Source organism: Kibdelosporangium persicum (assembly GCF_013280595.1).
GTDB lineage: Bacteria > Actinomycetota > Actinomycetes > Mycobacteriales > Pseudonocardiaceae > Kibdelosporangium > Kibdelosporangium persicum.
In genome coordinates, this window is record NZ_JAAATY010000021.1 from 1 (window position 1) to 12,742 (window position 12,742).

The 12,742-nt window shown below is 70.1% G+C and carries 9 protein-coding genes and 1 pseudogene; 4 read left to right on the top strand and 6 right to left on the bottom strand.

The genetic code is table 11. The features are described 5' to 3' along the window. Positions 1-1,290, top strand: a pseudogene (locus tag GC106_RS30635) (hypothetical protein); the annotation flags it as partial. Between the two features lie 60 nt (positions 1,291-1,350). On the opposite strand, the gene GC106_RS30640 reads toward GC106_RS30635, so the two are convergent. From GC106_RS30640 to GC106_RS30650, 3 genes are all read right to left on the bottom strand, one after another. Further along, positions 1,351-3,321, bottom strand: a complete 1,971-nt coding sequence (locus GC106_RS30640) for a hypothetical protein (RefSeq protein ID WP_173137853.1) — start codon at positions 3,319-3,321, stop codon at positions 1,351-1,353. A 138-nt stretch (positions 3,322-3,459) separates the two neighbouring features. Further along, positions 3,460-4,575: a glycosyltransferase gene (locus tag GC106_RS30645; protein ID WP_173137855.1), complete on the bottom strand. Its 1,116-nt coding sequence runs from the start codon at positions 4,573-4,575 to the stop codon at positions 3,460-3,462. Then, positions 4,575-5,678, bottom strand: a complete 1,104-nt coding sequence (locus GC106_RS30650) for a glycosyltransferase family 4 protein (RefSeq protein ID WP_312872991.1) — start codon at positions 5,676-5,678, stop codon at positions 4,575-4,577. Before GC106_RS30650 ends, GC106_RS30645 begins: the two co-directional genes overlap by 1 nt. A gap of 155 nt (positions 5,679-5,833) precedes the next feature. Here GC106_RS30650 and GC106_RS30655 point away from each other — a divergent pair, with 155 nt between their 5' ends. Then, on the top strand, positions 5,834-6,667 hold the full coding sequence (locus GC106_RS30655; protein ID WP_173137859.1) for an inositol monophosphatase family protein: 834 nt from the start codon (positions 5,834-5,836) through the stop codon (positions 6,665-6,667). On the opposite strand, the gene GC106_RS30660 is transcribed toward GC106_RS30655, so the two are convergent. The 3 genes from GC106_RS30660 to menD all read right to left on the bottom strand — a co-directional run bounded on the left by GC106_RS30660 (position 6,636) and on the right by menD (position 10,711). After that, positions 6,636-7,091: a DUF3592 domain-containing protein gene (locus tag GC106_RS30660; RefSeq protein WP_173137861.1), complete on the bottom strand. Its 456-nt coding sequence runs from the start codon at positions 7,089-7,091 to the stop codon at positions 6,636-6,638. The two genes, GC106_RS30655 and GC106_RS30660, sit on opposite strands and share 32 nt — an antisense overlap. 269 nt (positions 7,092-7,360) lie before the next feature. Beyond that, entirely contained in the window at positions 7,361-8,935 is a 1,575-nt protein-coding gene (locus GC106_RS30665; protein ID WP_173137863.1) for a M1 family metallopeptidase, read from the bottom strand. Between the two features lie 99 nt (positions 8,936-9,034). Next, a complete protein-coding gene (menD, locus tag GC106_RS30670; RefSeq protein ID WP_173137865.1) occupies positions 9,035-10,711 on the bottom strand; it encodes a 2-succinyl-5-enolpyruvyl-6-hydroxy-3-cyclohexene-1-carboxylic-acid synthase in 1,677 nt (558 codons plus the stop codon). An 18-nt stretch (positions 10,712-10,729) separates the two neighbouring features. Between menD and GC106_RS30675 the strand changes: the two genes are divergently transcribed. Beyond that, entirely contained in the window at positions 10,730-11,641 is a 912-nt protein-coding gene (locus tag GC106_RS30675; protein WP_173137867.1) for a 1,4-dihydroxy-2-naphthoyl-CoA synthase, read from the top strand. Then, positions 11,641-12,738: an o-succinylbenzoate--CoA ligase gene (gene menE, locus GC106_RS30680; RefSeq protein WP_173137869.1), complete on the top strand. Its 1,098-nt coding sequence runs from the start codon at positions 11,641-11,643 to the stop codon at positions 12,736-12,738. Before GC106_RS30675 ends, menE begins: the two co-directional genes overlap by 1 nt. Positions 12,739-12,742: the final 4 nt, after the last annotated feature.

Genomic DNA, 12,742 nt, shown 5'->3' on the forward strand with positions numbered 1-12,742 from the left:
CTCGATTGTTCAGGTGCACGGCTGGTCAACGACTCCGGCCCCGCCCTGGACGCCGACAGTCTCCAGGTCGGCCACGGCATGTTTCTCAACAACGGGTTCCAGGCCATCGCATCGAGTGACCTGGCCGCGGTACGACTGCTCAGCGCACACATCGCCGTGTTGGACTGCGACACTGCACGGTTGGTCAACGACTCCGGCCCCGCCCTGCACGCCGACAACCTCCGGGTCGACCACGGCATGTATCTCCGCGGCGGATTCCAGGCCACCGGGTCGAGCGAATTGGGTGCGGTACGACTGATCGGCGCGCACCTCGGCGGACAACTCGATTGTTCAGGTGCACGGCTGGTCAACGACTCCGGCCCCGCCTTGCACGCGGACAACCTCCAGGTCGACCACGGCATGTATCTCCGCGGCGGATTCCAGGCCACCGGGTCGAGCGAATTGGGTGCGGTACGACTGATCGGCGCGCACCTCGGCATGTTGGACTGCGAGACTGCGCGGTTGGTCAACGACTCCGGGCCCGCCCTCAACGCTGATCGCCTCCGGGTTGACCAGAGCATGTTCCTCGGCAACGACTTCCAGGCCACCGCGTCCGGCGACGACGTCGTGCTCCACCTCAGCGACACACACATCGGTGGTGTCCTGTTCGTCAGCCCGAACAGCCTGGAGCACCGCACCCACCCGCACCACAAGCTCCGCCTCGACGGCCTGACGTACACCGGCCTCCCCCAGGGAGTCACACCCGACCAGTGGCTGGCGCTGCTGCGACACGACACCGTCGACTACGCCGCCCAGCCCTACCAACACCTCGCCGCCGCGCACCGCGCCGCAGGCCACGACCGCGAAGCGCGCCACGTCCTCATCGCCCAACGCCAAGACCAAATCCGCCGACACGCCCTCACCGGACGCACCACACGCATGTGGGCACGCCTCACCGGCCTGCTCCTCGGCTACGGCTACAAACCCTGGCGCGCCCTCATCGCCCTCGCCGCCGTCCTGGCCGCTGCGGTCGTGGCCGCCGTCATCCTCGGCGGCACCTACGGGGCACTCGCCCAAACCCGCACCCCACCGACCGCGACACCAGTGCCCTGTACCTGGGTCGAGCACGTCGGCGTCGGCCTCGACCTGGGCACACCGCTGCTCACCACCGGCACCCGCACGCGCTGCGACACCACCAACACCACCCCGGGCCACATCCTCACCATCACCGGATGGACACTGCGCCTGCTCGCCTGGGCCTTCGCCACCCTCTTCATCGCCGGATTCACCGGAGCGGTCCGCAAAACCTGAATTCCACGGACGACCGTGTCCTGCTCGGACACCACCGTGCATCCAGGTACGGCTACGGCTTCACTGGAGCCCGCCCAGGCCCCGCGCCATGATCGGGTACACCACCTCCGGCTCGTTGAGACCGCCGGTCAATGAGTCGTACACCGTCATCCAGATGTCGTTGCCGATGGGCCGGCCGCCCGTGCCCTGCGCACCGCTGAACAGTGCACGGAGTTGTTCGGCACGCATCCCGGACCCGCGCAGGACACGGTCCACAACGAGGTCCTGGATCATGTGCGTGGAAGCCCCGTGCGCCGGGGACAGCTTGAGCACCGCCAGATCCAGGAACCGGTCGCCGGTGAGCACGACCTGGTCGTAGAACTCCTGGACACCGAACGACTCGTTCGGCCCGAGAATCCGCACCGGCGCACCGGCGCGGCGGGAGAGCACCATCGCGGCCTGGCCGTAGCGGCTCGCGGCATCTCGCGGCGCCATCAGCCCGAGCAGGTGCTCCTCCAGCCAGACGTCGGCGAGCGCGTTGGCGATCTGATCAGGGTCCCGCAGTGCCCGCCACACGTCAGGCATCACGCGTGCCAGCTCGTCGTTGCTGCCCACGCCCGGGTTGGCCGCCAGCTGTTGCTGCAGGTCCTGGAACAGTCGCTCGGACCCGGCCGGGTCGCCGGTTTGCGTGGCGGCGCGCAGGTCGGGCAGGACGGCCTGGCGGAGCTGGTGTGCGGCTCTCGCTTCGATGGCACCGCCGGCCGCGCCCAGGGCCGTCCCGGCCGCCGCGCCCACCGCGAAACCGCGTTCCATCGCGGCCGTGATCCCGGCGATGTCCTGACCGTTGATCGCCGCCATCAGCCCGGCCTGCAGGGCACCGATCACCGACCCCGTCGCACCACCGGAAATCGCCCTGGTCAGCGACCTGCGGATGACCAGCGACATCAGGCCGGAGTTGGCCGGCCCGAGCATGGCACGCACGTACTGCCCCACGTGACTGGCGACCAGGCGTTCCGCCTGCGCACCGGCGAACGCGAGCACGCCGTCGACGAAGCCACGCCGCATTCCCTCCCAGCCGGCCTGCCCAAGCTGGGCGACATCGAAGTTGTCGGCCGCACGCTCACTGCCCCTGACCAGATCGGCCAGCGCCATACTGGCCTGTGCGCCGAAGGTCGCGATCACCTGTCCGGAACCTTCGATGCCCGCGCCCAACCCTCCCATCGCCACAGCCGTGCCGCCGTAGGTGAGCAGCGTGCCCGCGCCGGCTGTGGTGAGCGCTCCGGCGACGACCGGCGCCGCCACGACGACGGCGATACCGACCGCGGCGGCGAAGGCGATGTCCCGGACGGTGGTGGAGACCGCGACGACGCCCTCGGCGGAGTGGCTGAAACCCTCCAGATAGGCGGAGTATTCGGCGCGGTACTGGCTGTCGAGCCGGGACACCTCGTCGAACGCCGACATGGCGGCTGAGGACAGTCGCCCGCCTTCCCCGATCGACTGCGCGGTGATCGGATGAGCCAGCGCGGTGTCGAACTGGGCGGCCGTCGAGTCCCAACGCTCGATCACCTGCTGCCAGCGAGCCGGGTCGGTACGGGGAGCCGTGTTGAACCAGTCGATGAACCCGCCCATCAGGCCGAGATTGGCATACCAGTCCCGCTCATCCTGCTGAGTCGCGACACTGAAGCCCTTGAACCGGTCGATCGACCGGCGGTAGCGAAGGACGCGACCGCCCAGGTTCGTCGCGACCTCGGTGACCGTCCGGCCGTTCACCTCGGGGTCCGAGGAGTTCAGGCGGGCGTCTTCGGGCGCACACACCTGGGCCGACGGATCGGCTGGCGTGTACTGCCCGGGGTCGCGCTGCACTGTGAGCCGCTGGACGAACTGCGGCGGAACATACGGCGTATTGGCCGCGCCTTGCAGTAGCCGGCCTACGGCCGCGTTACCCGCCGAGGCGAGCACCGACGCCGATTCCGGCCGGGCATGATGGGCATGCTGGGCTGTTTCCCGCTGTGGGCGACCAACATCGGTGCCCTCAACCCAAGGCGTGGTCATCGACGTACGGTAATCGCCGAGCCATCGCGGCCAACACCCACCGATCGGGACACGGCCACCCGGAAACACCGTCTCACCTGGGGAACGAGCGTCGTCACGCAGCGATGTCCGCCCGTAGTCCTGCCCGTTCGGGCACGGTCACCGCTGGTCCAGGCTGAGCGCCTTCAGCATGCCTTCCACCGACGAGGGCCAACTGAACTCCTCCGCCCGCGCACGGGCCGCCTCACGCCGCCCCGACTCCGGCGCGGCGAGCAGGTCCTCGACCGCGTCGGCGAACGCGTCCGCGTGGTCGTCCACCGCGGCGCCACAGCCGGGCCGGACGATTTCCCGGAGAGCCGACGATGCCGAGACCACCACCGGAGTTCCCGACGCGAGCGCTTCGAGGGCCGCGAGCCCGAACGTCTCATGCGGGCCGGGCGCCAGTGAGACGTCCGCCGTGGCGAGCAGTTGGGCGACATCCGTGCGGGACTGCACGAATCCCAGGAATGTCACGGGCAGGCCCGTTGCCCGGCGCCGCAACGAACTCATGCTGGGACCGTCGCCCGCGACGACCAACCGTGCGCTGTGCCCCTCGGAGTGCAACTGCGCCAGCGTGTCCACGCTGCGCTCCACGTGCTTCTCCGGCGAGAGCCGTCCACAGTGGATCAGCAAGGTCTCCGCGCCCGCGGCGAGGTCCTGGCGCAGTGCCGGAGATCGCCGTGCCGGGGTGAAAGTGGACAGGTCGACACCGAGCGGGACCCGGCGGATGTTGGTGACGCCGATCCGGTCGAACTCCTCGCGGGCGAACGCGGTCGTGCACACCACGGTGTCGTAGTACGCCGCCATCCGGCGGTTGGCGATGTCGGCGGCGCCGCGCGCCCAGCGCCGAGGAAGGAGGAACTGTTCCAGCAGACGGTCAAGGCGTTCGTGGGAGATGACCACGCTCGGCACGCCGTTGCTCCGGGCCCACCGGCCCATGCCGCGAAGTGTCAGCCGGTCGGACACCTCCAACCGGTCGGGTTCCAGCCGGGTCAGCAGCGCGCGGACGCGCCACGGGTCCACCGCGCGGTAGCCACCGGTGCCGGGGATTCGCGGAGCGGGCAACGTGATGCGACGGACACCGTTGGGCATCGGCTCGTCGGCGAACCGCGTGCCGGGGACGACCAGGATCACTTCATGGCCCTGCGCGCGGTATCCGGCGCCCAGGTGGTGCAGGGCCGTGCGCAGCCCGCCGGACTTCGGGCCGTAGAAGTTCGCGAGCTGGACAACCCGCATCACGCCGCCTGAGCCAGGTGGGTCACCGCCGTGTAGTGGCCCATGAGTTCGTCGCAGACAGCCGTCCACGTACGGCCTTGCACGGCGCGACGGCCCGCCGTGGCCAGGCGGACCCGCAGTCCCGGGTCGAGCAGTTCGGCCACAGCCGGTCGCAGTTCCCCAGCCATGTCACGGAGGAGGTACCCGGTCTTGCCGTGGTCGACCAGGTCACGGGGCCCGCCCGAGTCCGGGGCGAGCACGGGCACACCGGAGGCCATCGCCTCCTGGACGGCCTGGCAGAACGTCTCGTGCGGGCCGGTGTGCACGAACACGTCCAGGCTGGCGTACGCCTCGGCGAGCGGCACCCCCGTCCTGAACCCGAGGAAGGCCGCTCCGGGCAGCAGGGACCGCAGGTTGTCGGTGTCCGGGCCGTCGCCGACGACCACCACCCGCACGCCGGGCATGTCGTTCAACGCGGCCAGCCGGGCGACCTGTTTCTCCGGGGCCAGGCGGCCGACGTAGCCGACGAGCAGCTCGCCGTGGGGCGCGAGCTCACGGCGGAGGTCGTCGTTCCGGCGGCGCGGGGTGAACAGGTTCGTGTCCACGCCACGGCCCCAGCGGTGCACCCGGGGAATGCCGTGCTCGACCAACGAGCGCACGGCGTCGGTCGAGGGCGCCAGGGTCCGGTCGGCGAAGGTGTGCAGCCTGCGGATCCAGCGCCAGGCCACGGCGGCGCCTCTGGCCAGGCCGTAGGACGCGGCGAATCCGGCCACGTCGGTCTGGTAGACCGCGACCGTCGGCACGCCGAGCAGGCGTGCCGCCCGTAGTCCGCCCGCGCCGAGCACGAACGGCGAAGCCAGGTGGACGACGTCGGGCTCGAAATCCAGCAGGGCGGTGGTGATCCGCGGCCCTGGCAGGCCGATCGGCAGGGAGGTGACGACCGGGACGTCCACCGCACGGGTCCGCACGACCGGCGCGTGCAGGTAGCTGTCCGGCCCCGGGCCAGGCGCGACCACGAGCGCCTCGTGACCGTGGTCACGCAGGTACTCGACAACGCGGAGAACGGAGTTCGTCACGCCGTTCACCTGCGGCAGAAAGCTCTCGGTGACGATGGCGACTCGCACGGACCTCACGATGATCGGGCATCCGAGCACTGGGGCGACAGCCGCATGACGTGCCGGGGAACGAAGCCGAAACTTCCAACGTGTGGTCTCGCGATCCTTCGCTGGTCATCTCCCGGTCGCATGGCGGACACCCGGCGCGGTCACTCTAGGTCGGCATGACCCTCTTGTCGTCGCGCCCGCCCAGGCCAGTAGAGCCGGGACTGCTGTCACGGGCACTGGAAGTAGCCGGCCGGCTGGCCAACGACGCCACCGACGTGATCACCGCGACCGCGGGCCGCGGCGCCCGCCCCGGCGGGAAGGACTCACCGTTCGACTGGGTCACCGACACCGATCGAACCCTCGAACGGCACACCCGCCGGGTGCTGACCGCGGAGTTCCCCGGGATGCCGGTGGTCGGCCAGGAGTTCGGCCCCGACATCGGCTCGGACCAGGCCGAGTACCGGTGGGTGGTCGACCCGGTGGACGGAACGGCCAACTACGTCGCGGGCGTGCCGTGGTGCGCCTACAGCCTGGCGTTGGTGGACGCCGCGGGTCCGGTGGTGGGAGTCGTGGCGGATCCGTACCGCGGGCAGATCTACGCGGCCGCGCGTGGCCGGGGTGCCCGGGCCAACGGAGTGCAGATCTCGCTGACCGACCGCTTCTCCACGGCGGGCTCGATCGTCTGCACCGAGCTGACCAGGACCGGCCCATGGCCGGGGATGGGCGGGTTCATCGAGCGAGCCGCACAGGCCCACGCGGGCGTCCGGGTGCTGGGCTCGGCCGCCCTGGCGATAGCCCAGGTCGCCTTGGGTCACGCGGCGGCTGCCGTGCTGCACAGCTACCACGAGTGGGACGTGGCCGGTGCGGTCGCGTTGGCGATCGAGGCGGGAGCGTCCGTGCTCGACCGGCACGGCGAGGACACCGCGTTGCCGGTGGACGGCCTGCTGGTCGCGGCGCCCGGGGTGTCCGACGAGGTGCTCAGCTGGTGGCAGGAGACGGCGACGGTCTGAACAGCGGGCCGTAGCGCTTCATCCACCACAGGATGGGCCCGATCACCAACCACAGGAACAGGATCAGCGTGCCCGCGGGCATCAACGACAGGTAGGCACCGCGGCCCGCGACCTTGACCAGGTCGGGTTTGGCGGCGTCGTACTCGACCTCGACCAGCTGGCCCTTCTGGAGTCCGGCCGGATACCCGACCCCGTCCGGCGGAATGTGGTCGGCACCGTCAGGCGTCTGGTAGCGCACGAGCGTGCGGTCGAAGGACACCGACAGCACCTCGGCCGTGGTCCGGACCGCGCGCGAGTTCAATCCGGCGTCCTCGCGGTACGCACCGATCACCAGCACAACGGCGAGCAGCGTCACGGTCGCACCGATCGACACCAACGCGATCGCGGCGATCTGCCGGACCCGCGCCGCTCTACCCACTGCCACGCCCGCACTGTACCGAGGCACCGCGCGCGGTCGTGCGGCCTTCCCGCGGTCCGGCAGGAACCCGCCCGCCACCAGCAGACCCGTGTCCACCACTCCAGCACCCCGAAATCCCCCTTCCAGCACCCCGAAGTTCCCTTTCCGGCACCCCGAAATTCCCCGCACAGGCCCGGCAGCGCGGCACCAGCCAGCCACCACGACAGCCGGGCCGAGAAGCGCTCCACGCGCTGCTCGGCCCGGCGGTCAGTGATCCATCGACTTTCCGGGACGGCTCAGTGGCCGTGACCGTCCCCGTGCGAGTGGCCCGCGTGATCGTGGCCGTGGGAGTGGCCCGCGTGGCCGGTGCGGGCCAGGACGTCACGGGTCAGGTCGAGCTTCTCGATCGCCTTCGGCGGCGCGGCCACACCGGCCACTCCCGCCGAATGGGCCGCCGCGTTGCCGAGGTCCTCCGGAGCCGGCTTGCCCGGGGTGAACAGCCAGGTCTGGAACAGGGCGAACAGCGGCTTGCCGGAGATCCGCTCGGCCAGCGCGATGAACTCCTCGATCTTGCCGTTGCCGTTCTTCTTCGTCGCCTGCCAGGTCTGCAAGGTCTCGAAGAAGGCCTCGTCGCCGACGGCGTTACGGAACGCGTGCACGGCGAGCGCGCCGCGGTCGTACACCGCGATGTTGAACTCGTTGCCTGCTCCCGGATCGCCGACGACGACCTGCCAGAACGGGTCCTCCGCCGGGCGGCGGTCGTAGTAGTACTGGGCGATCTCCGCCGCCGTGCCTTCCGCCTGGTTCTCCGCCCACAGCCACTCGGCATACCGGGCGAAGCCCTCGTTCAGCCAGATGTCACGCCAGTTGCGGACCGACACCGAGTCGCCGAACCACTGGTGTGCCATCTCGTGCGCGACCACGCTGGTGTTGGCGCCACGCGGGAAGAACGCGGTGCTGTACACCGGGCGGGTCTGGGTCTCCAGTGCGAAGCCGATACCCGTGGACACGACGCCGCCCTGGGCTTCGAACGGGTACGGGCCGAACTGGGTCTCCAGGAACTCGGTCACCTCGGGCGTGCGTTCGACGCTCGCGCGGGCGGCCGGACCGTTGGCGCCGAGGTCGTCACCGTAGGCGCTGATCACCGGTTGCCCGTTGGGCGCCGAGCTGCTGCGGATCTCGTACTGGCCGACCGCGAGGAAGGCCAGGTACGTCGCCTGCTGCGAGACGGTCCGCCAGTTCCACCGGATCCAGCCGTTGAGCGTCTGCTGGGTGCCGGCGAAGGTGCCGTTGGACAACGCCTCGACGCCTTGCGGCACAACGACGGACACGTCGAAGGTGGCCTTGTCGGTCGGGTGGTCGCTGCTCGGGTACCACCACTTCGCGATGTGCGGCTCGTCCACCGCGAGCGCGCCGTCCGGGGTCTTCTTCCAGTAGTTGGCGCCCTTGGCGTCGTTCACTGTGGACGGTTTGCCCTCGTACTGCACCACGATGGTGAGGTTCTGGTTGGCACCGATCGGCCTCGGCGGCGTGACGGTGACCTCACCGGTGTTCGCGGTCGACCGGGACAGGAAGTTGTTGACCCGCACCGACTTGATCGGCAGCAGCAGGTCGAGGTTGAGGCTGGACAACTCCTGGGTGCTGCGGGCCAGGATGGTGGTCGTCCCGGTCAGCAAATCGGTCGCGGGGTTGTAGGTGATCCTGATGTTGTAGTGGGAAACGTCGTAACCGCCGTTTCCGTCATTGGGGTAATAGGGATCGCCGACGCCAGGCGCACCCGGCGCGGGCACGGCGCTGGCGGTCGATCCGAACAAGACCGTGGCAAGTCCGGCCGCGGTCGCGGCGACCGCCACTCTCGATCGCAGAAGCATTTCGGTGCCCCCTCCAAGGTTCAGCGAAACGTCTCTGCAACCTAGCCACGTATGCAAGGGCACGAATACCCACCAAAGTGGCTATTCCAGCAAGCGGGATCAGCCGAACGCGGCATCCGAAACAGCGGTCCGCAGCCGAGCGTGCAGGTCCCGCAACCGTGCGCGATCGGCCCGGATTTCGACGACTCGCAAACCAGGCCGGGGCCGCAGTGCCTCGCGCAATTGTTCCGGCGATTCGGCCACCACATGCGGCACGCGATATCCCGCGCACAATGCGGCCAGATCGGTGCCGTGCGGGGTGCCGAACACCCGCTCGAAACTGTTCTTGTGTTCGGCGGCTCCCTGTTCCAGCAAGGAGAAGATTCCGCCGCCGTCGTCGTTGAGCACCACGATCGTCAGGTCCGGCCGGGCCTCGTCCGGCCCGATCAGCAGACCGTTGGAATCGTGCAGGAACGTCAGGTCGCCGAGCAGTGCGTACCCGGGGCGATCGGGCTCACCGAGCGTGACTCCGATCGCGGCGGACACGTTCCCGTCGATGCCCGCCACGCCCCGGTTGGCGTGGATCGCCAGGTCGGTCCGGGTCTCGGCGACCAGGTCGACGTCCCGGACCGGATTGGACGAACCGAGGAAAAGCATCGCGCCGGAAGGCAAAGCGGCGACCACGTCCCGCGCCACCCGGAGCCCGGACGGCCACTCGTCCTCTTCGAGGAGCTTGTCGACCGCGGTCGAAGCACGCTCCGCGGCCGTCCGCCACGCCGTCAGCCACTCCGGATCGTGGCCCTGCACGTGCGAGAGATCCGTTGTGTCGAGCCAGCCCCGGACGTGGATCGCGACGTACTGCGGATCAGTCCACTGTGGATGATCGCCGATCCCGTACACCGGCGCCCGGCCCATCAGGCCACGCACCCCGCGCGACAACGTCGGCCTGCCAACGACAACAACCGCGTCCGGCCGCAGATCCTCAGCCTTGTCAAGGGATGCGAGCAACAACGGGCCACAGCGCAGCACACTCGCACCGCCGGTGGTCGCCACCGGCTCGGCGATGATCGGCCACCCGGCCCGGGTCGCCACCTCGCACGCGGCCGCGGCGCGGTCCGGCCGGCCGCTGCCGACCACCATCAGCGTGCGCGCGGGCAGCGGGAAGTCCACCCGGCTGCTCGCGACCGAGCGCGGCGGCGCGGACGTCGTCCAGCGCTCGTAACCCGGCCTGCCCGTCAGCTCCTCCGGCCAGGCCGGCCCGAAAGTCGGCACCAAAGGCTCACGGAACGGCACGTTGATCTGCACCGGACGCCCTGACTCGGCCTGCGCGACCGCGCGGCACACCAGGCCACGCCAGACCGGGTTCTGCCCGGTGCGCCGCTCGGCCACCGGGAAGTCGACCAGGATCGCCGCCGGGGCGAACAGGTTGCGCTGGTCGATGGTCTGGTTCGCGCCGCTGCCGTGCAGCTCCGGCGGGCGGTCCGCGCTGATCACGATCAGGCCGACGCCCGCGTGGTACGACTCGAGCACCGCCGGGTGCAGGTTGGCGACCGCGGTTCCGGACGTGCAGACGACCGCGGCGGGCCTGCCGGTCGCCACGGCCAGGCCCATCGCCAGGAATCCGGCGCTGCGCTCGTCCACCCGCACATGCAGCCGCAGCTTGCCCTCGGCCGCCGCGTCGACCAGGGCCATGCTGAGCGGCGCGTTGCGGGATCCGGGGCAGACGACCACATGCCGCACGTCGTTGCGCGCCAGCTCGTCAGCGATGACCATGGCCTGCGCAGTCGACGGGTTCACATGCCTATCCTCGCAAACGTGTCTGACACCGTTGTTTCGGAGCTGTTCGACCCGACCGCGTGGCGTGAAGTGCCCGGTTTCGACTTCACCGACATCACGTACCACCGCGCGGTGGACCAGGGGACTGTGCGCATCGCATTCAACCGTCCCGAGGTGCGCAACGCCTTCCGGCCGCACACCGTCGACGAGCTGTACAAGGCTCTTGACCACGCCAGGATGAGCTCGGACGTCGGCTGCGTGCTGCTGACCGGCAACGGGCCGTCGCCCAAGGACGGCGGCTGGGCCTTCTGTTCCGGCGGTGACCAGCGGATTCGTGGCCGTACGGGCTACCAGTACGCGCACGGCGAGACGTCCGACACCATCGACCCGGCGCGTGCGGGCAGGCTGCACATCCTGGAGTGCCAGCGGCTGATCCGGTTCATGCCGAAGGTGGTCATCTGCGTGGTCCCCGGCTGGGCCGCGGGCGGCGGGCACAGCCTGCACGTGGTGTGCGATCTCACACTCGCCAGCGAGGAGCACGCCCGGTTCAAGCAGACCGACGCGGACGTCGGCAGCTTCGACGGCGGGTACGGCTCGGCGTACCTGGCCAGGCAGGTCGGCCAGAAGTTCGCCAGGGAGATCTTCTTCCTCGGCCGTACCTACACCGCCGGGCAGATGCACCAGATGGGCGCCGTGAACGCGGTCGTGCCGCACGCGGAGCTGGAGAAGACCGCGCTGGAGTGGGCCAAGGAGATCAACGGCAAGTCCCCGACCGCGCAGCGGATGCTCAAGTACGCGTTCAACCTGATCGACGACGGCCTGGTCGGTCAGCAGCTGTTCGCGGGCGAGACGACCAGGCTGGCGTACATGACCGAGGAGGCGGTGGAAGGCCGGGACGCGTTCCTGCAGAAGCGTTCGCCCGACTGGTCGGCCTTCCCGTACTACTACTGATGAGGACGATCGTCGCGGTCTCGCCCGCCGAGGTCTACGACCGCCTGCCCGCCGCGCTGGACGGTTCGGGTCCGGCGCTGCTGCCGGGCGGTCCCGAGACCCTGGCGGGTCCGTTCGGGCCCGGCGAGGACTCTCCGGACGACCCCACGGCCGTGGTGGTGGCGACCTCGGGCTCGACCGGAGAGCCGAAAGGCGTGCTGCTGCCGGCGAGTGCCTTGCTGGCCTCCGCGGAGGCGACGCACAAGCGGCTCGGCGGCCCGGGACGCTGGGTGCTGGCGACGCCCGCGCGGTACGTCGGCGGCATCCAGGTGCTGGTCAGATCGCTTCTGGCCGGGGAGCCGCCGGTCCAGCTGCACCTTGATGAGGGCTTCCGGGTGCCGGATTTCGTGGCCGCGGTCGCCGAGGTGCTGCGGACGCCAGGCAGGCACTACACCGCTTTGGTACCGACCCAGCTGGCCCGGATCGTGGCCGTGCCGCAAGCCCTGGAAGCGCTCCGAGCGTTGGACGGGATCGTCATGGGCGGCGCTCCGCTGTCCGCCGAGCTGAGGGCCGCGGCGGAAGGCGTGCCGCTGGTCTCGGCGTACGGGATGAGCGAGACCGCAAGCGGTTGCGTGTACGACGGCGTGCCGCTGGACGGCGTCGCGGTGAAGCTCGTAGGCGACCGGGTGGCGATCTCCGGGCCCACGCTCGCGCGGGGATACCGCAACCGGCCGGACCTCACCGCCGAGAGCTTCGTCGACGGCTGGTTCGTGACGTCCGACCTCGGCCGGTTCGTCGACGGCAGGCTGGAGATCCTCGGCCGGGCCGACGACGTGATCAACACCGGCGGGGTGAAGGTCCCGGCCAACGCGGTCGAGCGGCTGCTGGAGCGGTACGTCGAAGCGGCGTGTGTGGTCGGCCTCGACCACCCCGAGTGGGGCCAGATCGTGGCCGCGGCCGTGGTCGGCGAAGCCGGCCACGACGAGCTGCGTGCCCACGTCCGGGCCGAGCTGGGCGCGCCGGCGGTCCCGAAAGTGGTGAAAACGATCGACCGGATGCCGCTGCGCGGTCCCGGAAAGGTGGATCGGGCCGCGGTACGGCACTATCTGTCCCAATGAGACG